Here is an 18,747-nt window from a genome sequence, read left to right as displayed (position 1 = left end):
CCTCACATCAGCAGATAGAGCAGCACCACGTTGCAAGCCAGCACCGCCAGGGCGGTGGGGACCTGGGCCTTGATCACGGCGTTCTTGTCGTCCAGTTCCAGCAGGGCCGCCGGGACGATGTTGAAGTTGGCCGCCATGGGCGTCATCAGGGTGCCACAGTAGCCGGAGAACATGCCGATGGCAGCCATCACCGCCGGATCGGCATGATAGACACCCACCAGCACCGGGACGCCGATGCCGCCGGTCATCACCGGGAAGGCGGCGAAGCCGTTGCCCATGATGACGGTGAAGGCGGCCATGCCCACCACATAGACCACTACCGCCACCAGGCGCAGGTCGAGGGCCACGTAGGCGGTGGCCAGGTGCGCCACCGCCTTGCCGACGCCGGCATCGGTGAAGACCAGGCCGAGCATGGCCAGGGCCTGGGGCAACACCAGCGACCAGCCCAGGGCATCGGTCAGGCGGCGTGATTCGCGCATGGCCTGGATCGGGGTGTCCCGGGTCAGCCAGCAGGCCAGCGCCAGGGCCACCAGGGCGCCCAGGCCCAGGGAGACGAAGGTGACGTTCTTGGGATCGAGCAGCGGCAGGCCGGCGATCTGCACATCCTTGAGCAGCACGCTGCCGATCACCGTCACCACGGGAATCGCCAGGGCCGGAATGAACAGGCGATTGCCCAGGCGGCCGGCGCTGGCGCGGGTCTCGCGTTCAGGGCGAGTCACGTGGTGACCACTGCCCACTGCGCCGCAACCGGCCAGCAGGGCCATCAGCAGCACTCCGGCGCCGACCCAGGCCGGCGGCAGGCGATCGCCGATCAGGAAGACCAGGCTGAACAGGCCCCAGAACAGGCCGCTGGTCCAGCGCTTGGGGTGGTGACGATCGGCCAGGGTCATGACCGCGGTCAGCGCCAGGATGGCGCCAGCCAGCCAGAACAGATACTGGATCGACAGGATCATGGTTGCACCTCCTTGCGCGCGGTCAGCTCGCGATAGAGCTGGCGGTCGAAGCGGTGCAGGCGCAGGGCATGGATGAAGAAGGCGCAGAGGGCCGTGGGAATGCCCCAGAGAGCGATGTGCAGGGGTTCGACATCGAGGCCGGCGCCGAGCAGGAAGGTGTGCATCAGGGCGATGGCGCCAAAGGCGACGAAGATGTCTTCGCCAAAGAACAGCCCGACGTTGTCGGTGGCGGCGCAGAAGGCCAGCAGCCGCTGGCGCAGCGCCTCGGGCAGGCGGCCATGGAGTTTTTCGGCGGTGCCTTCGGCCATGGGCGCCAGCAGCGGCCGGACCATCTGCGGATGGCCGCCAAGGCTGGTCAGCCCCAAGGCCGCGGTGGTCTCGCGGACGAACAGGTAGAAGATCAGCAGGCGGCCGACGGTGGCGTTGCGAAAGCGGGCGATCCAGTTCTGCGCATGCAGGCGCAGGCCGTGGCGTTCGAGCAGGCCGATCACCGCCAGCGGCAGCAGGATGATCAGCGGCAGGGCGCGCGCCTTGATGAAGCCGGTGCCGATGGCGGCGAGCAGTGCCTCGGGGCTGAACTGGGCGGCGATCCCGGTGGCCACGGCGGCCAGGGCGACCACCAGCAGCGGATTGAACCTCAGCACGAAGCCGACCACGATGACCAGCACGCCCAGCAGCGGCCAGAGGTTGACGGTGGTTTGCATGGGTGGATGTCTCCAGCGGGTCCACCGCGCTCCGGGCAGACGGTGCGGCGGACGGTAGGAAGCCGCAGGCGGCTTCGGCTGATCCAGGCCGTGCCCGTGGCACGGCTCGTTATTGTTGTCGGACGTCATTTGGCATGGCGCCGGCTGGCATCTTTTGCCGTCGGTGGAGCTGGCGTCCAGCAAATAAAACTGTTCGCCGCCGATAGGGAAAAGCGGGGCAGACAAGCCCGCTGGTGGGGGTAAAGTGACGGGATAGCCTTGTCGAGGTCCCCATGAATCTGCGCTTTCTCGATACCTTCGTCTGGGTCGCCCGCCTGGGCAGTTTCCGCCTGACGGCGGAAAAGCTCTCCACCACCCAGGCCGCCATCTCCAGCCGCATCGCCGTGCTGGAAAGCGAGCTGGGCGTGCAACTGTTCCTGCGCGACTCCCGCGGCGTGAGTCTGACCGCTGAGGGGCATCGGGTGCTGGGCTACGCCGAGCGGATGCTGGCCACCCAGCGTGAACTGCACGAGGCCCTGGGGCATGGCCAGACCCTGGAGGGTCGCCTGCGCATCGGCGTGATGGATACCGTGATCCACAGCTGGCTGGATCAGTTGATCGCCGCGGTCACCCAGAGCTATCCGGCCATCGAACTGGAGTTGACCGCCGATACCGCGCTGAATCTGGCCGAGCAACTGGCGCGGGGACAGCTCGACCTGATCTTCCAGACCGATCTGCTGCGCGCCGAAGGCATTCGCAACCTGCACCTGGCCAGCTACCCGGTGCGCTGGCTGGTGGCCAGCGACAGCCACCTGGCGCGGCCCTATGCCAATCTAGCCGAGCTGGCCGGCGAGCGGCTGATCACCTTTTCCCGCCATTCGCGGCCGCACCAGGACATCCTCGGCCTCTTGCAGCGCGAGGGCATCGCCGAACCGCGGGTCTGCTGCATCAACTCGGTGGCGGCCATCATCAAGCTGATGGGCGAGGGCTTCGGCATCGGTGCCTTGCCGCCGGCCCTGGTGATCGAAGAATTGGCCCGCGGCAGCCTGATGCCCTTGCCGCTGGCCGGACCGCCGCCCTTCGATGTCCAGGCCAGCTGGCACGGCGGTGCCGGCCTGGCGCTGAGCGAGGCGGTGGTGGCCCTGAGCCAGACGGTGGTGGCCGACTGGTGTACGCGCCTGGGCCCGGAGCGCGCCTTGCCGGTGCTGGTCTAGCCCGGGTGTTTCAACGGTATCTTATCGCCAGCGCCCGGAATCTTTTGTTGGACAGCGGCGCCCCGGCTTTCCGACACTCCAGCTACTTCCTCAGAGGATCCTGTCATGCCCGCTCGCCTGCTGCTCAATTGCGATTCCGGTGAAAGCTACGGTGCCTGGTCCATGGGCGATGATGCCCATGCCATTCCCCTGGTCGACCAGGCCAATCTGGCCTGCGGCTTCCATGCCGCCGATCCTCTGACCATGCAGCGCGCCGTGACCCTGGCGGTGGCCAATGACGTGCAGATCGGCGCCCATCCGGCCTATCCCGACCTGGTGGGCTTCGGTCGGCGGCCCATGGCCTGCACCCCGGCCGAGGTTGAAGCCATGATCCTCTACCAGATCGGCGCCCTTGACGCCTTCTGCCGCGCCGCAGGCGTACGCGTCGAGTACGTGAAGCCCCATGGCGCCCTCTACAACGCCCTGGTCAAGGACGATGCCCTGCTGAGCGCGGCGCTCTCCGCCTGCGCCCGCTATCGCCAGGGACTGCCGCTGATGGTGCTGGCCAAGGCCGACAATGACCGCGAGCGCCGGCTGGCCGAAGCCGCCGGGGTGCCGTTGCTGCTGGAAGCCTTCGCCGATCGCGCCTATCTGGCCGACGGCTCCCTGGCCCCGCGTGGCCAGGCCGGCGCCGTTCACCATGACCCCGAGCGCATCCTGGCCCAGGCCGTCGCCATCGCCCGGGGCGAAGACTTTCCCGGCTTCGATGGCCAGCCCATGCGCCTGCAGGCCGACAGCCTCTGCGTGCATGGCGACAATGCCGAATCCTTGGCAGTGCTGCGCCGGCTTCGCGCGGCGCTGGACGCCCTATGATCGCCTGCAAGCCCTTTGGCGTCGCGGCGCTGCTGCTCGAACTGGCCGAGCACCCCGATGCCGAACTGCCTTCGCGCATCGCCCGCCTGGGCGAGCGGATTCGCCAGCGTTTCGGCGCGGCGGTGACCGATCTGGTGGCGGGCTGGACCAGCCTGCTGGTGCACTACGATCCCCGGCAACTGACCCTGGCCGAGCTGCAGGCCGGCCTCGAACCCTTGCTGGCCGACTGGCCGGGCGCTGCGCAGGCGGGCGAGAGCGGGCGCCTGCACGAGGTGCCGACCCTCTATGCCGGCCCAGACCTCGCCGAGGTGGCCGAGCGCTGTGGCCTGAGCGAGGCCGAGGTCATCGCCCGGCACTGTGGTCGTGACTATCAGGTAGGCGCCATCGGCTTCATGCCTGGTTTCGCCTTTCTCGGTGAGCTGGACGAGCGCCTGGCCCTGCCCCGGCGCAGTACGCCCCGTACCGCCGTACCCGCCGGCAGCCTGGCCATCGCCGAACGCCAGACTGCCGTCTATCCCCAGGCTTCGCCCGGGGGCTGGAATCTCATCGGCCGTTGCCTGTGGACGGTCTTCGATGCCCGGGCCGAGCCGCCGTGCCTCCTGGCGCCAGGAGACCGGGTGCGCTTCGTGCCGGTCGACGAAGCCGCCTTTCGTGCCCAGGGAGGTCAGCCATGAGCGGTCTCAAGGTCATCAAGCCCGGTCCCCTGACCCTGCTGCAGGATCTCGGCCGCCAGGGCTGGCAGCATCTGGGCGTGGCCCCTTCAGGGCCCATGGACGGTCATGCCGCGCGTTGGGCCAATCGCCTGGTGGATAATCCGATGACGGCGCCGCTGCTGGAGATCGCTCTGGGCGGTGCCGAATTCGAGATCGAGACCGACACCTGGCTGGCGCTGACCGGCGCGCCTTTGGAAGCCCGCCTGGAGGGTGAGCCCCTGCCGCCCTGGTCGTGTTTTCCAGTAAGAGCCGGCATGCGCCTGCGGCTGGGATTCGCCCAGGCCGGGCAGCGCGCCTACCTGGCTGCGGCCGGCGGAGGCTTCCAGGCGCCGGCGACCCTGGGCAGCATGGCCAGCAACAGACGCGAAGGCCTGGGCGGTCCGGATGGCAATGGCGCTGCGCTAGTGGTGGGGCAGCAGCTGGCCTGCGCTGCCGTGACCGAACTGCATGCGCGCGGTTGTGGGCCGGCGGCGCGCTTCGTGCCGGACTATCGCGAGGTGCCAACGTTGAGGGTGATCTTTGGCGGCGACGCAGAGGCCTTCGGTCCGGCGGCGCAGCAGGCGCTCTGCGACCAGCCCTGGCGCATCAGCCCGCAATCCGACCGCATGGGCATCCGCCTGGCCGGGGACGTGCCCCTGGCGCCACCACGCCGCCAGTGGTCGCTGGGGGTGGTGACCGGTGCCATCCAGGTACCGCCCGACGGCCAGCCCATCGTGCTCATGGCCGATCGCCAGACCATGGGCGGCTATCCGCTGCTGGGCTTCATCCATCCCCTGGACCTGGCGCGCCTGGCCCAGTGCCCGACCCATCACGAGGTGCGCTTCGCCCCGGTGGAGCTGGCGGTGGCCCAAGACGAATGGCGTCGTTTCCTCGCGTTCTTTTCCGGTTGAGGGCGCAGCCGGTCACGCCCAAGGAATCTTGTCCGCTTCGATGAGTCGCACGCTCAGGGGCGATGCCGACTTCCCTTTCTCGGCGTCTGGCTTGAAACTTGCCTCACACGTCCCCTGTGACGACCGACAAGAAGGAGCTGGAACCGGCGATGAAAACTCCCAAACGCATCGAGCCGCTGATCGAGGACGGCTTGGTCGATGAGGTGATACGGCCCCTGATGAGTGGCAAGGAGGCGGCGGTCTACGTGGTGCGCTGCGGTAGCCAGGTACGCTGCGCCAAGGTCTACAAGGAGGCCGACAAGCGCAGCTTCCGCCAGGCCGCCGAGTACCAGGAGGGGCGCAAGGTGCGTGGCAGCCGGGAAAATCGCGCCATGGCCAAGGGCTCCAAGTTCGGTCGCCGCGAGCGTGAGGACAATTGGCAGAACGCCGAGGTGACGGCGCTCTATCGCCTGGCCGATGCCGGGGTACGGGTACCCAAGCCCCACGACTTCCTCGATGGCGTGCTGCTGATGGACCTAGTCACCGACGGCAATGGCGAGGCCGCGCCGCGCCTCAACGACGTGACCCTCACCGCCGAGGAAGCGCTGCGCTACCACGAGCTGATGATCGGCCAGATCGTGCGCATGCTCTGCGCCGGGCTGGTCCACGGCGACCTTTCCGAATTCAACGTGCTGCTGGCCGAGGACGGCCCGGTGATCATCGATCTGCCCCAAGCGGTGGACGCGGCTGGCAACAACCACGCCTTCCGCCTGCTGGCGCGGGACGTGGAGAACATGGCGCTGTACTTCGGTCGCTTCGCCCCGGAATTGCGCACCACGCGCTATGCGCCGGAGATGTGGGCGCTGTTCGAGAAGGGCGAGTTGTTCGCCAATACCCGGCTGACCGGCGAATTCGCCGAGCGTGAAGACCAGGCCGACGTCCATGCGGTGATGCGCGAGATCGAGGCGGCGCGGCGTGACGAGGAGCGCCGCCAGGCGGCACGGCGCGAACAGGATGAACCCAGCGTGCGCGAGGAACCGCCACCACCGTGGTTAAGCTGAGCGTGAAGCAGAACGATTAGCGCTGCGATGAGACGAACGGCCCCAGTGGTCGGGCGATGAACGGCGCCTCCCTGGCGCCGGCGCGCTAAACTGGGCACTGAACAGCACAGGACTCTTTTCATGCAAGGCCATCCGGACGTCATCAACTACCTCAACCAGCTGCTGCGTGGCGAGCTGGCGGCGCGCGACCAGTACTTCATCCATTCGCGGATGTACGAGGACTGGGGCCTGATGCGTCTGTACGAGCGGATCGGCCACGAGATGGAAGAGGAAACCCAGCACGCCGATGCCCTGCTGCGCCGCATCCTCTTCCTCGAAGGCACGCCGGACATGCGGCCCAACGCCATCACCGTGGGCCAGACCGTGCCGGAGATGCTGCGTGCGGACCTCGCGCTGGAGTACGAGGTACGCGAAGCCCTGGCCCAGGGCGTGGCCCTGTGCAACCAGCACAAGGACTTCGTCACCCGCGAGATCTTGGTCGTGCAGCTGGAAGACACCGAGGAAGACCACGCCTACTGGCTGGAGCAGCAGCTGGGCCTGATCGACAAGATCGGCTTGCAGAACTACCTGCAATCGCAGATGAAGGGCGGCACCACGCCCCACGGCGCCGGCCTCTAAACTCGGCTGAACGGCGCCGCCAGGCGTCGCTCAAGAATCGCGGGCGTCGCCCTACGGCGCCCGTGGCAGATAGAGCGAGATGCAGGTACCCGCGCCAGGCGTGGTGTCCACCTGGATCTGACCGCCCGACTGGTGCACGAAGCCGTGCACCATCGACAGTCCCAGGCCGGTGCCCTGGCCTGGCGGCTTGGTGGTGAAGAAGGGATCGAAGATCCGCTCCACTATCTCCGACGCGATGCCGGTCCCGGTATCGCTCACCTTGACCCTCACATAGTCGCCGGCGGGCAGGTCGTGCGGTCGCTCCGGGGCATCCTCGGGCAGATTGGCCGTGGACAACCGCAGCTGGCCTCCCTGGGGCATGGCATCGCGGGCGTTGATCGCCAGATTGAGCAGGGCGCTTTCCAGCTGGACCGCATCGATCACCGTCGGCCAGAGCGGCTCCGCCGGCTCGGCCTGGACCTCGATCGCCGGGCCGACGCTGCGACGGATCAGCTCCTCCATGGCCAGCATCAGCTCGTTGACGTCGGTGGGCTTGGGTTCCAGGGTCTGCCGCCGGGAAAAGGCCAGCAACCGCTGGGTCAGGGAGGCCGCGCGCGCGGCATAGGCCTGGGCGCCACCGAGCAGCCGGTCGAGCTGGTCGGTACGGTTCTGCTGCAGGCGGCGCTCGATCAGCTCCAGGCTGCCGATGATGCCGGCCAGCAGGTTGTTGAAGTCATGGGCGATGCCGCCAGTCAGTTGGCCGATGGCTTCCATCTTCTGCGCCTGGTGCAGGGCCTGCTGGGCCTGGGTCAACTCGGCGGTGCGCTCGATCACCCGCTGTTCGAGGGTCTCGTTGGCGGTCCGCACCGCCTGGAACAACTGGGCCTGTTCGATGGCAATGGCCGCACGGGCGGCCAGGGCGACCATCAGCCGTTCGTGGCGGGTGTTGAAGCGCCTCGGCTCGGGATGGCCGAAGCCCAGTCCGCCCAGCACCGCCCCGCTGCGGGCTACCACCGAGACGGCCAGATAGCTGCGCAGGGGCAGACGGCTGGCCGTTCTGCCGGGAGTCGCCAGGGCCTGGCCAAGCCGGGGATCGCTCGCCAGGTCGTCGCTCCGGACCACGCCCGCGCTGTCCAGGGTGGTGGCGAACAGCGCGGTGGCGCCGGACTCGCCGAACTGCTCGAAAACACCTCGCTCGACGCCGGACAGGGTGAAGCGCTGTAGGCGCCCGCCACGCGCTTCGGGCTGTGGATTGAAATAGGCGCCGAAGTCCGCTCCGGTCAGCTCCACGCCGGCATCGGTCACGGTCTGCACCAGGTGCGCCAGATCCAGCTGGCTGGCCAGCTCCGTGTCGATGCGCTTGAGGGCTTCCAGGGTACGGGTTTCCTCGCGCAACTCGGCCTCGGCCTGCTTGCGGTCGCTGATGTCGACGAGGAATTCGAAGGCACTGCCGTCGGGCAGGCGCTTGGCCGCCACCAGGGCCCAGCCAGTCGAGCCGTCGCGTCGCCGATAGCTGCGCTCGTCGGGCGGCAGCTGGTCGTCGGCGCATCGCAACGTCGGCGCGGGCCAAGCGATGCGACCGGCCGCCAGATCCCCGTGGTCATGCCCGCTCATGCGCAGGAAGGCGTCGTTGGCATCGATCAACCGGCCCTCGGCGTCGAAGCACAGCGCCCCCACCGTCTCGATTTCCAGGGCGGTGCGAAAGCGGCGCTCGCTGGCCTCCAGGGCGGCCCGTGCCAGATGGGCTTCGGTGACGTCCTGCCCTTGGCAGAAGATGCCGATCACCTGGCCGGTTTCGTCGGTCAGGGGTTCATAGATGAAATCCAGGTACAGGGTCCGCATCGGTTCACCCGCGGTTTCCAGGCGCATCGGCTGGTGTTCGGCGACGAAGCGGCGACCGCTGCGATAGACCTGTTCGAGCCACTCGAAGTAACCCTGATTCTGCAGCTCGGGAAAGACTTCGCGTACCGTGAGACCTTCGCGGGGCCGACCATCGAACAGTCGGCTGAAGGAGACGTTGACGAAATCGAAGACGTGATCCGGGCCGCGGACGATGGCGACGAAGCCCGGCGCCTGTTCGAACATCCGCCGCTGGCGCGCGGCATCGGCGGCGCGGCGGCGTTCGTCGAGGATGCGTTGGGTGGTCTCGTGCCCCTGGTTGAACAATCCGGCGATCTCGCCGCCTTCCCCACGGATCGGCGTGAAGCTGTAGTTCCAGTAGGTCTCGGTGACCACGCCCTGACGCACCATCGGCAGCAACTGGTCGAAGACGGAAAAGCCCTGGCCGGTGCTCAGGACCTGCTCGAATTGCGGCCCCACCACCGGCCAGATGTCCTGCCAGACCTCCTGCGCCGGACGGCCCAGGGCCCAGGGATGCCGCTCGGCGGGGGTCGGCGCCCAGGCGTCGTTGTAGAGCAGCAGCAGGTCCGGCCCCCAGTAGATGGCGGTGGGAAAGCTGGAATTCAGGCAGATGCTGAGTGCGGAGCGCAGTGATTGTGGCCACTGCGACGGCGCGCCCAGAGGGGATTCCGACCAGTCGTGGGTGCGCAACCGGGCACCCATTTCGCCGCCGCCGGCGAGAAAGTCCAATTCGTTCCAGTCGGCAATCTGCGCTGCCATCGATCACCTCTCCCCAGCCACTTCTGCCGTTCCAGGCGTTCAGACCACAATTGCACCGGAACTGCATGACCGCGACAGGTTTTTTTAGTTCGGGGTGGCGCTACAGGCGGGGCGCGTAGCGTTCGATGGCCTCCGGTAGGGCCCAGCCCGCGGCGAAAGCCAGGATCAGCAGGATCAGCGGCAACAGTACCCACCAGGTCCGGGTCGGAACGGGTTCCAGGCGATTGCCGCCGGTCTTTTGCAACAGCGCCAGACTCAGGCCGCAGAAGCCCCCGGCGAGCAGGGCGCCGGCGAGGATGTCGGTCGGCCAGTGCACGCCCAGATAAACGCGACTGAGGGCGATGAGCGCGGCCGGCAGGGCCGCGATCACCAGCCAGGCGAGGCGCCCGCGTGGCCCGTAGCGGCGACCGACCAGGATGCCCAGGGTCAGGAAGAAGGCAAAGGAGGCCGAACTGTGGCCGCTGGGCAGACTGTAGGTGGTGAGTGGCTCGGCCAGCACGTCCGGTCTGGCGCGGGCCAGCAGGTTCTTCAGTTGGCCATTGGCCAGGGCGGTGCCCAGGGTGGTGCCCAGGGCGAACAGCAGCGGCCGCCACTGGCGGAAGGCGGCCAGCACCAGAATCAGCACCGCGGCGAGGATCAGCTGGGTGCGGAAATCGCCCATGCGGGTAATGACCACGGCGACCAGGTTGAGCCAGCCTTCGCGATGCTCCTGGACCAGCGCCATCAGTCCCTCGTCGAAGGCGCGCAGGTGGTGCCAGCCGAACAGCAGGGCCAGCAGACCGACCAGGCAGAGCGCACCGCTGAGCAGGGTGGTGCCGGCCCGCTCGCGCCAGGCGCCGTGGGCGATGACGGTCGCCAGCAGCACAGTGCCGCCCGTCACGAGGCCCGCCTGATACCAGAAGCCCTCGGGCAGCGGCAGGCGCAAGGCCGCCCCGGCCACCCAGCCTGGACCCAGAGCCGCGATCGACCAGCCAGTCGCGGCCACCAGACTGACGGCGGCGAACTTCACCACGGGCATGTCGAGCATGCCGGCGATCAGCGGCAACAGGGGCCGCAAGGGGCCGATGAAGCGGCCGACCAGCAGGCTGGCAACGCCGTACTTGTGGATGAAGTCTTCCGCGCGGCTGATCCATTCGGGATGGGTACGCAGACCTGGCAGGCGGCGAATGCGTTCGTGGAAATGGCGGCCGAGAAAATACGATACGGCATCGCCGAGGATGCCACCCAGGAAGCCGAGCAGCAGGGTGTCGAAGAGACTCATGGCGCCGTTGCCGGCAGCGATGGAAATGGCGAACAGCACCACCGTGCCAGGCACCACCAAACCGGCCAAGGCCAGGCATTCGAGAAAGGCTACGACGAAGATGGCAACGCCGAGCCACTCATTGTGATGGGTGATCCACTGGGTCAGGCCGGCGAACAGTTCCGTCATCGAAAGGCTTCCTGGGAGCTAAGGGCTGCGTCCTCAGACCCATGGGGAAAGCCTTGGTTGCCTCAAGGACGCGGATCGAGACGCAACGCCTCGGGGCGGGGAGATTGTAAATCGCGCTCGGGAATTTCCCAGACCAATAACTGTGGCGGGGTTTGTCGGAAGGCAGGGCTGTCGAAGTAGTCCCGAGCCGCGCCGGCGAAATGTCCGCCGTCCTTGGCGAAGCGCCCGACGCTGGCCCCCAGGGCCTGTTCCAGGAAGGGCAGAAAATTGGAATTGCGCGAGAAGGAGGTGCCGATCACCGCGACATTGGGCAGGTCGCCGTCGCCGAACAGGTCATCGCTGGCACCGGCCGCGGCGCGGCTGTCGACCTGGGTCAGCTGCAGGACCTCGGGCGCGGGTTGCAGGCGCGGCGGTAGCCAGTCCAGGCCGGCCAGGCGCACCAGGTCACCGGGCCGCGGCGCTGGCGCCAGGTGCGTACGACTGAAGGCCCGCGCCGGAGTGGCGTGGAAGGGCAGCGCCTGGATATGGGTGGCCAGGGCGCGGGCCGCGGCCTCGGCACCGGTCTCGTTCCAGTGGGTGTCGGTGCGCAGGAAGGCGGCGCTGCCCAGGGGTGCGAGTGCCGCGGTGAGGTCGAGCACCGGCACCTGGGCGGCGCTGAGCAGCCGCGTCCAGTCGGCGACGCGGCTGGCGAAGGCGGCCGGTCGGTGCAGGCTGCACAGCTGGTCGGCGGCGATGCGGCTCTTGTCCGGCACCACGGTGACCAGCAGCTGGATGTGCCGGGCAGCCAGTTGCCGACGCAGCTCGATCACCGTCTGGGCGCGGGCCCGGGCATTGGCGGCCGCCTGGCGCGGGACGTCGAGTTCTTCGGCGAGAAACAGCCAGCCAGGGCAGCCCTGACGTACCCGCGGACCGGTATCGCCCAGCAGCAGCCAGCTGGCGCCCCGTTCCAGGCGGGCAGCCGCTTCCGGCAGCGGCGCCTTGGCCAGCTCCTTGGCGATATGGTGGGTGAGCTCGCCTTCGAGCAGGGCGTGGCGATCCACCCGCTCCGGCCAGAGCGACAGGCGCTCGCTCAGCAGCGCCCAGGCGCAGGACGCCAGGCCAAGTGCCAGGAACAGCGCGAAGACGATTCCCGCCAGGGGCGCCAGGCGCGTGCTGGTGACACTGGGCGGCTGCGGGGCGGGCGAGGGCGGCAGGGCGGGAGCGCTCATGACGGCGGCCTCAGAACTGGAAGTAGAGGAAGGGCACGGCTTCGCGGCTGGCGATCAGCGCGAAGCAGAGCAGGAAGCCGGCTATCGGCCAAAGGGCACCGACACCGCGCAGCAGGGCGCTGCCGGGCAGACGCGCCTCGATGCGCGCCTGCCACAGCGGGGCCAGGACGCAGGCCACACCCAGGGTGGCGGCCAGGCCGTGCACGGGTCTCAGGGTCACGGTCAGGGCATCGCCCAGGGCGAAGCCGTGCAGGCCGAACTGACCGGCGTACATCGACAGCGCCGTGGCGAAGTCCGGCGCGCGGAACAGCGTCCAGGCCAGGGCCACGAACAGCAGGGTCAGGCCGTGGGCCAGGGGACGCGGCAGCGGGCGGCCACCGAGTTCGTCCCAGAGGCGATCCAGGCACAGCGCCAGGCCGTGCAGCATGCCCCAGAGCAGGTAGTTCCAGCTGTCGCCGCCGTGCCAGAGGCCGGCGATGGCCATGGTCAGGAAGAGATTGCGATAGGTGCGCCAGCGACCGCCGCGATTGCCGCCCAGGGAGATGTAGAGATAGTCGCGCAGCCAGCTGGACAGCGACAGGTGCCAGCGCCGCCAGAAGTCCTGGATGCTGCGGGCGAGATAGGGTCGGTTGAAGTTTTCCGGGAAGTGGAAACCCAGCATCAGGCCCAGGCCGATGGCCATGGCGCTGTAGCCGGCGAAGTCGAAGAACAGCTGCAGCGAATAGGCCAGGCAGCCGATCCAGGCGTCGACGAAGGACGGCTGATCGAGGTGGAAGGCCACATCCACCAGCGGCGACAGGGTGTCGGCCACCAGCACCTTCATGCACAGGCCGATCATGAAACGGCGCGCGCCGAGGGCGAAATTCTCACGAGTGAACCAGCGCTGGTTGAGTTCGCGCCGCACCCAGTCGTAGCGGATGATCGGCCCGGCAATGGAGTGGCCGAACATGGAGATGTAGGTGGCGTAGTTGACGAAGCTGCGCTCCACCGGCACCACGTGGCGGTGGACATCCACCAGGTAGGAGATGGCCTGCAGCACGATAAAGGACAGCCCGGCCGGCAAGGCCACCTTCTGCCAGTCCAGCGGCAGGGCGCCGGCGCTCACCAGCACCTGACTCCAGGTGGCGGCGACGATGTTGGCGTACTTGTACCAGCAGAGCACCGCCAGGTTGAGCACGATCAGCCCGGCGAGCAGCCGCAGCCGGGTCCTTGAGCCTTCGCGCGCGCGATCCACCAGTAGCCCGCCGACCCAGGCTAGCAAGGCCAGGGCCATGTGCAGCAGCAGGAACAGCGGACTCAGCCAGCCATAGAACAGCCAGCTGCCCACCAGCAGCACCCCGTTGCGCCCGCCGGGCCGCGCCAGGGCGTAGACCAGCAGGAACAGCGGCAGGAAGAGGGTGAGGAATTCCAGCGAGGCGAAGACCATCGAGCGGCTGTCCTTAGTGGGCGATAGCGTCCTGGGTGGCGAGCAACCGCGGACCCGCGGCGCCGGGCAGCAGCAGCACGCTGTAGCGCTCGCCGGCCTTGAGTTCGCCCAGGTCCAGGGCGTCACCGGTGGCCTGGCCGGCGCAGGTCAGCTGCACCTTGAGCGCCACGGCGTTGAGGCTGCGGCGCTGGAGGGTGCCGTCGGCAACGTTCTTGAATATCTCGGCATTGCGACCGGCCGCCTGCAGCCCCGGGTTCGCGCACTGCGGATTCAGGCTGTAGAAAGCCAGCGAGGCCTTGAGGGCGTTGAAGTCGTCGGGTTGCTCGCGCACCAGGCGCTGCACCAGCGGGCTGCCGGGCAGGACTACCAGGGTGGCGAATTCACCGGCGGCCACGGTCAGCTCCAGCGGGGCCTTGGCCGCGCCCTGGACCAGTTCGCCCTGGATGGCCTTGGTCGCCGGCACCGTCAGGTAGTCGGAGACCGGCTTGGCGGCTTCCAGTTGCAGGCGTGCGGCGGAGCCGGAGGCCTGTAGCGCCAGCGGCTCGCTGCCGGCGTTGACGAATCTGAGGAAAGCCGAGTCTTCGCTGGGGCCGGTGGGATAGAGGGACACCTCGGCCTGGGCCATCCCGCTCACTAGCAGGCCGAGCAGCAGCAGGGCCTTCACTGGGCGGCTCCCTTGAGTTTGTCGGCGGGCAGCTTGTTCAGGGCGTCGACGATGGCCGAACTCCAGGACTTGTAGCCCGGGCCGGTGAGGTGCTGGCCGTCGATGGTGGCCCACTGACCGGGCTTGGCGAAGCTCAGAGAGTCGATGTAGCTGCAGGGTGCAACGTTGCTGGCGAGGAAGCCGGACATCAGCTTGACCCGGTCGAAGGTCTTGCCGTATTTGCCGCCCTCGGTGCCCCAGGTCGGGCCGACCCAGGCGCAGTGGGTCTTGGTGGCGGCGATGGCCTTGGTCAGGCTGGTGGTCTGCTGCCAGACCCAGGTCTTGGGAAAGCTGGGGTTGGTGTAGCTGGCCATGGTGTCGCCCATGACGATCAGCACCAGGTCGGGCTTGTCGGCGGCGATGAGTTCGTTGATCGGCTGGGTGGCGGCCTTGCCGCCGAGCACCACGGCCTTGTCGCCGTTGCGCCGCTCGGCGCCGCCGCAGGTGCCAGGGGTGACCTTGAGCCAGTCGCCGGCGTTGGTGCCGCAGATACCCAGGGTGTGCACCTTGGCGCCTTGCTGCACCAGGCTGTCCTGCAGGGCGCCGATCAGGTAGTCGGGGGTGGCCAGGTGGCTGTCGCCGATCATGAGAATGGTAAGGCCGGTGAGAAGGCTGGCTGCCATGGGAGCTCCGTGAATCAGTTGTCGTAGGGGGAACGATAGGGACTGACCGGCAGGGCGAGTGCACGGTCCTGGGGATCCAGCGTATAGCGCAGATAGAGGCCGCCATTGAGCTGTTGGAAATCGCGGCCGTTGTCGACGCCGAGGTTGCCGCCAACGAACAGCTGGCGCCCGAGCTGGTACTCGGTGGCGCCATGGAGGCTGTAGCCGATACTGGTCTTGCTCTGGCCGCCATAGACCGCCGGGGCGCCGAGCGCCTGGCTCGCCGCGGCCTGCAGCCGGGCGTCGGTCGGATAGAAGTCGGCGCCGTCCTGCACGATGCGCTGCACGCCCACCGCGCCGCGCAGCTGCCAGGTCCAGCGATCGGTACGCTGCGACCAGGTCAGGGGCACGCCCAGGGCATAGAAGCGCTGCGGACTGAAGTAGCCGCCATGGCCGTAGGTGAAGAAGGCCTGGTTGTTGTCGTAGGCGATGCCGGTGAGGGACAGGCCCAGCGTCAGGCGGCTGTCTTCGCTGTTGATCAGATAGCGGTACAGCCCGGTGCCCAATTCGGTGCGGCTGTTGTCGGCGACATGGTTGCCCAGCAGTCGGTACCAGGAGGCATAGGCATAGGCGCCGAACTGGCGGTCGTCATAACCGAGCTGGCCGCGTACGCCGTTGGCGGTCACGCCGCCCCATTGCTGACCGGTACGGGCGTCCTCGCTGCCGGCAAAGGAGGTCAGGCTGTCGATCACCGCGCGGCGCGAGGCCGAGAGGGTGTAGCGGCTGTTATCGGTCAGCGGCCGCTCCAAGCTCACCCCTCCCACTGGCGTGGCATAGAGAAAGCCCAGGGGGGTGGTGCCAGCGTCGGCCTTGAGACCGCGCTGGGGATCGCTGTAGGCCACCGCGAGGCCCACGCCGCTGTCGCTCTGGCTGCCCGGCGAGGCATCCGGCGCGGCCTGGGTCGCGGCCGGACCGCCACCGAAGCGACTGCGGGCGTCGCTGCCGACGCTGCCGGCGTTCAGGCTGACCGGGGTCACCCGCACGGCCAGACGTACGTCGCCCAGCGGGAAGTCGATCTCCAGCGGCGCCTCCACGTCGGTGAGCTTGCCCAGGCCGCGCTCGTTGTCGTTGCTGCGCACGGTGAGGCCCTGGGTGATGCGCGCACTGCGGGTCTGCAGCAGGTCGTCGAGGGCGCGCTCGGCGGCGCTGTCCTGCGGGGCGGCGGGCGCGTCCGCCAGGGGCGCGGCTTTGGCCGCCGCCAGCAACTGCTCGGCAGTGGGCGGAATGGCCTGGCTGGCCAGGGTGGCGCTGCCGCGCCGCGGGCCGAAGGGATTGGCCGGGGCGCTGGCCAGGGGCCGCGCGGTCTCGGCGTCGCGGCGCTCCACCGCGACCACCTGGCGCAGCAGTTCGGTGGCCCGGCCATCGCGGCCCAGGGCGCGATAAAGACGTGCGGCCTCGGTTAGCACCGCCACGTCATCGGCGCCCAGGGTGACGGCGCGTTCGAGGGCGCGCTCGGCATAGGCGCTGTCACGGGCGCGCACGGCGGCATCGGCCGCGCCCAGTTGCAGCCGGGGATTGTCGGGCGCGCGGCGCAACAGAGGCTCATAGAGGCGCAGCGCCTTGTCGGCCTCGCCATTGGCCAGGTACAGCCGCGCCAGGGCGGCATTGGCCAGGTCATCGTCCGGGCGCTGGGCCAGGGCCGGCGCGAGGGTGTCGTAGGCGGTGACCAGATCGCCGCGCTCGCGCAACTGGTCGGCCTGGCGCACCCGATAGCGATAGAGCAGGTCTTCATAGCCCTGACGTTGCGCGGCGCTCAGGCGCTGCCCCTGGAGGTCGTGCAGCAGGGCGTTGACCTCGTCGTCGGCGCCACTGCGCAGCAGCACCTCGCCATATTGCAGGCGCAGGGCGGGATCGGGCGTGCGCTCGCGGGCCAGGACATCGCGCAGCAGGCGTAGCCCGCGTTCGGGATCGCCGGCCTCGGCATAGGCCGCCGCCAGACCACCCAGGGCCGCGGCGCGCTCGCCGGCCTGCGGCTCCAGGGCCGCCAGCTGGCGGCGTGCGGCCTGCTGCTGGCCGCGGCGGGCCAGGTCGCGAGCGGCGCTTACCCTGGCATCGAAGTCGAGATCGGCGGCCAGGCCGTTCATGGCCGGAGTGCGCTGGGCCGACGGGATGCGCCCGAGCAGCTCGCGCGCCGCCGCGGGATCCTGCTGCTCCAGGGCGAACAGGGCGCGGACATAGAGCGCCTCGGGGCGTTGGGGATCCTTGGCCAGGCCACTGTCCAGGGTCTGGCGGGCCGCCTGGGCCTGGCCCTGGCGCAGCTGCAGGCGGGCCAGGGCGAGCAGTGTCCAGACATCGTCCGGATCGGCGCGTCGGGCGTCTTCCAGGGCGCGCCGGGCGCCCTGAAGATCGCCACGACCTTCGGCCAGCTTGGCTTCCTGCAGGGCCTGGGTGGCCTTGAGCCGATCCAGATTGCCGAGCTTGGCGCGCTCGGCCGGGGTCAGGGTGTCGAGCAGGCGCAGGGCCTCGGCCGGACGGTCACTCTCGGCCAGCAGGTCGATCAGGCCCCGGCGGGCTTCCAGATTGCGCGGATCCTGCTGCAGGATCCGCCGATAACCGGCCTCGGCGGCGTCCAGCTGCCCGGTCTGGGCCTGGAGTCTGGCCAGGGCCAGCGGTGCCTCGGGGCGCTTGGCGTCCAGCCGCAGCGCCTGCTCCACGCGGGCGCGAGCGGTAGTGAAGTCGTTGCTCTGCTGGGCCTGGCGGGCCTGGGCGAGCAGCGCCCAGTAGCGCACCTCGGCCAGGGGTGCCTGCCAGCGCGCTCCGCCCGGTTGGCGGCTGGCGCGGCTCAAGAGGTCCTCGGCGTCGCTGAAGCGCTCCTGGCGCTGGCGGACGATGCCCAGTCCGCCCAGGGCGTTGGCGTCGTTAGGTGCCGTCTTGAGCCGTGCCTGGAAGGCCTCTTCGGCAGCGCCCAGCTCATTGCGGCGCAAGGCCTCGATGCCGCGGGCCAGTTGCGGATCCAGACCGCCGCTGCGATTCAGGGCACGGCCCTTTTCCAGCTGGGCGCGCAACTCGGCGTCGTCGGGATGCTGGCGTAGATAGGCTTCGAACAGCGGCGCCTCGGCCGGACCGGGCGGACCGCTCCAGACCAGGGCCTGGCGCCAGTACTCAGCGGCCTCGCCGCCGATGTCCTTACGCGTGCTGAGATCGGCCAGGGCCTGGATGCCACGGCTGCGACTGGCCGGAAAACGCGCCAGGTGCTTGGCCTGGATCAGCATCAGCGCCGGGTCGGCAGGTTGCAGCTTGCGCAGGCGCTCGATGCCTGGACCCGCTTCCTGCCAGCCATTGGGCGTATAGGCGAGGATGTCGTAGTACTCCCGCGCCAGATCGCCCTGGGGCAGCCGACCGCCAAACAGCTGACGATAGAGCGCCAGGGCCGGCACGGGCTTTTCTTCGCTGACCAATTGGCGAGCATCCACCAGGCGCTGCGGATTGTCGCCACTGGCCAGGGCGATGTCCTGTTCCAGTTGCAAGGCCTGCTGGGGCAGGGGCTTGAGCGCCTGCAGGCGGCGCAGATAGGCCTGGGCCGCCGACAGCCGGTCGGCTTGTACCTCGATCAGGCCCAGGCCGTAGAGCGCCTCGGGCTGCTGCGCATCCAGTTCGAGCAGTTTGTTCCAGGTCTCCTGGGCGCGGGGCGCGTTCTTGCGTGCCTGCCAGAAATGCCCCTGCTCGATGAGCAGCGCTTCGGGCGTGCCGGCCGCCAGGGCCAGGGGCGGCAGCAGGAGACCGGTCAGCAGGGTAGCCAACAGTGGCGTGCGGATCAT

15 protein-coding genes are annotated in these 18,747 nt (G+C 68.9%); 6 read left to right on the top strand and 9 right to left on the bottom strand.

Features of this window, described 5'->3' with window-relative positions; genetic code table 11:
* Positions 1-2: 2 nt before the first annotated feature.
* The gene (locus LRS53_RS17275; RefSeq protein ID WP_231356705.1) at positions 3-953 is read right to left on the bottom strand and encodes a DUF979 domain-containing protein; all 951 of its coding nucleotides are present in this window, start codon (positions 951-953) and stop codon (positions 3-5) included.
* Positions 950-1,657: a DUF969 domain-containing protein gene (locus LRS53_RS17270; protein WP_017642535.1), complete on the bottom strand. Its 708-nt coding sequence runs from the start codon at positions 1,655-1,657 to the stop codon at positions 950-952. The genes LRS53_RS17275 and LRS53_RS17270 overlap by 4 nt, the downstream gene beginning before the upstream one ends.
* Positions 1,658-1,929: 272 nt before the next feature.
* Here LRS53_RS17270 and LRS53_RS17265 point away from each other — a divergent pair, with 272 nt between their 5' ends.
* The 6 genes from LRS53_RS17265 (at position 1,930) to bfr (ending at position 6,963) form a co-directional block, all read left to right on the top strand.
* Positions 1,930-2,850, top strand: a complete 921-nt coding sequence (locus LRS53_RS17265; RefSeq protein ID WP_017642534.1) for a LysR family transcriptional regulator — start codon at positions 1,930-1,932, stop codon at positions 2,848-2,850.
* A gap of 105 nt (positions 2,851-2,955) precedes the next feature.
* Positions 2,956-3,702: a 5-oxoprolinase subunit PxpA gene (locus LRS53_RS17260; protein WP_231356704.1), complete on the top strand. Its 747-nt coding sequence runs from the start codon at positions 2,956-2,958 to the stop codon at positions 3,700-3,702.
* Positions 3,699-4,376, top strand: a complete 678-nt coding sequence (gene pxpB / locus LRS53_RS17255) for a 5-oxoprolinase subunit PxpB (RefSeq protein WP_231356703.1) — start codon at positions 3,699-3,701, stop codon at positions 4,374-4,376. Before LRS53_RS17260 ends, pxpB begins: the two co-directional genes overlap by 4 nt.
* Positions 4,373-5,305, top strand: coding sequence for a biotin-dependent carboxyltransferase family protein (locus LRS53_RS17250; RefSeq protein ID WP_231356702.1), 933 nt, complete (start codon positions 4,373-4,375; stop codon positions 5,303-5,305). The genes pxpB and LRS53_RS17250 overlap by 4 nt, the downstream gene beginning before the upstream one ends.
* Before the next feature lie 149 nt (positions 5,306-5,454).
* Positions 5,455-6,345: a PA4780 family RIO1-like protein kinase gene (locus LRS53_RS17245; protein WP_017642530.1), complete on the top strand. Its 891-nt coding sequence runs from the start codon at positions 5,455-5,457 to the stop codon at positions 6,343-6,345.
* A 120-nt stretch (positions 6,346-6,465) separates the two neighbouring features.
* Positions 6,466-6,963 carry a bacterioferritin gene (gene bfr, locus LRS53_RS17240; RefSeq protein ID WP_007159675.1) on the top strand — a complete coding sequence of 166 codons (498 nt, stop codon included), beginning with the start codon at positions 6,466-6,468 and terminating at the stop codon, positions 6,961-6,963.
* 51 nt (positions 6,964-7,014) lie between these two features.
* On the opposite strand, the gene LRS53_RS17235 is transcribed toward bfr, so the two are convergent.
* The 7 genes from LRS53_RS17235 to LRS53_RS17205 all read right to left on the bottom strand — a co-directional run bounded on the left by LRS53_RS17235 (position 7,015) and on the right by LRS53_RS17205 (position 18,747).
* Positions 7,015-9,561, bottom strand: coding sequence for an ATP-binding protein (locus LRS53_RS17235; RefSeq protein ID WP_231356701.1), 2,547 nt, complete (start codon positions 9,559-9,561; stop codon positions 7,015-7,017).
* Between the two features lie 100 nt (positions 9,562-9,661).
* Positions 9,662-10,990 carry a bifunctional DedA family/phosphatase PAP2 family protein gene (locus LRS53_RS17230; RefSeq protein WP_017642528.1) on the bottom strand — a complete coding sequence of 443 codons (1,329 nt, stop codon included), beginning with the start codon at positions 10,988-10,990 and terminating at the stop codon, positions 9,662-9,664.
* 62 nt (positions 10,991-11,052) lie between these two features.
* Entirely contained in the window at positions 11,053-12,198 is a 1,146-nt protein-coding gene (locus LRS53_RS17225) for an alginate O-acetyltransferase AlgX-related protein (RefSeq protein WP_231356700.1), read from the bottom strand.
* 10 nt (positions 12,199-12,208) lie between these two features.
* Positions 12,209-13,624 carry an MBOAT family O-acyltransferase gene (locus tag LRS53_RS17220; RefSeq protein WP_231356699.1) on the bottom strand — a complete coding sequence of 472 codons (1,416 nt, stop codon included), beginning with the start codon at positions 13,622-13,624 and terminating at the stop codon, positions 12,209-12,211.
* A gap of 13 nt (positions 13,625-13,637) precedes the next feature.
* Positions 13,638-14,249: an alginate O-acetyltransferase AlgF gene (locus LRS53_RS17215; protein ID WP_231356820.1), complete on the bottom strand. Its 612-nt coding sequence runs from the start codon at positions 14,247-14,249 to the stop codon at positions 13,638-13,640.
* Positions 14,250-14,284: 35 nt separating this feature from the next.
* Positions 14,285-14,950, bottom strand: coding sequence for a cell division protein FtsQ (locus LRS53_RS17210; protein ID WP_017642524.1), 666 nt, complete (start codon positions 14,948-14,950; stop codon positions 14,285-14,287).
* Positions 14,951-14,964: 14 nt separating this feature from the next.
* Positions 14,965-18,747 (bottom strand): cellulose biosynthesis protein BcsC, encoded by a 3,783-nt coding sequence (locus LRS53_RS17205; RefSeq protein ID WP_231356698.1) that lies wholly within the window; start codon positions 18,745-18,747, stop codon positions 14,965-14,967.

It is taken from the genome of Pseudomonas sp. PLB05, assembly GCF_021106615.1.
Lineage (GTDB): Bacteria > Pseudomonadota > Gammaproteobacteria > Pseudomonadales > Pseudomonadaceae > Chryseomonas > Chryseomonas benzopyrenica.
The sequence above is the reverse complement of the archived record's forward strand: the minus strand, read 5'-3'. Positions and strand labels throughout refer to the sequence as shown.

Coding starts and splice junctions, on each gene's coding strand:
- bfr (WP_007159675.1), top strand. CDS start 6,466: ATGCAAGGCCATCCGGACGTCATCAACTACCTCAACCAGCTGCTGCGT.
- pxpB (WP_231356703.1), top strand. CDS start 3,699: ATGATCGCCTGCAAGCCCTTTGGCGTCGCGGCGCTGCTGCTCGAACTG.
- LRS53_RS17250 (WP_231356702.1), top strand. CDS start 4,373: ATGAGCGGTCTCAAGGTCATCAAGCCCGGTCCCCTGACCCTGCTGCAG.
- LRS53_RS17230 (WP_017642528.1), bottom strand. CDS start 10,990: ATGACGGAACTGTTCGCCGGCCTGACCCAGTGGATCACCCATCACAAT.
- LRS53_RS17235 (WP_231356701.1), bottom strand. CDS start 9,561: ATGGCAGCGCAGATTGCCGACTGGAACGAATTGGACTTTCTCGCCGGC.
- LRS53_RS17260 (WP_231356704.1), top strand. CDS start 2,956: ATGCCCGCTCGCCTGCTGCTCAATTGCGATTCCGGTGAAAGCTACGGT.
- LRS53_RS17245 (WP_017642530.1), top strand. CDS start 5,455: ATGAAAACTCCCAAACGCATCGAGCCGCTGATCGAGGACGGCTTGGTC.
- LRS53_RS17265 (WP_017642534.1), top strand. CDS start 1,930: ATGAATCTGCGCTTTCTCGATACCTTCGTCTGGGTCGCCCGCCTGGGC.
- LRS53_RS17270 (WP_017642535.1), bottom strand. CDS start 1,657: ATGCAAACCACCGTCAACCTCTGGCCGCTGCTGGGCGTGCTGGTCATC.
- LRS53_RS17215 (WP_231356820.1), bottom strand. CDS start 14,249: ATGGCCCAGGCCGAGGTGTCCCTCTATCCCACCGGCCCCAGCGAAGAC.
- LRS53_RS17275 (WP_231356705.1), bottom strand. CDS start 953: ATGATCCTGTCGATCCAGTATCTGTTCTGGCTGGCTGGCGCCATCCTG.
- LRS53_RS17220 (WP_231356699.1), bottom strand. CDS start 13,624: ATGGTCTTCGCCTCGCTGGAATTCCTCACCCTCTTCCTGCCGCTGTTC.
- LRS53_RS17225 (WP_231356700.1), bottom strand. CDS start 12,198: ATGAGCGCTCCCGCCCTGCCGCCCTCGCCCGCCCCGCAGCCGCCCAGT.
- LRS53_RS17205 (WP_231356698.1), bottom strand. CDS start 18,747: ATGATCCGCACGCCACTGTTGGCTACCCTGCTGACCGGTCTCCTGCTG.
- LRS53_RS17210 (WP_017642524.1), bottom strand. CDS start 14,950: ATGGCAGCCAGCCTTCTCACCGGCCTTACCATTCTCATGATCGGCGAC.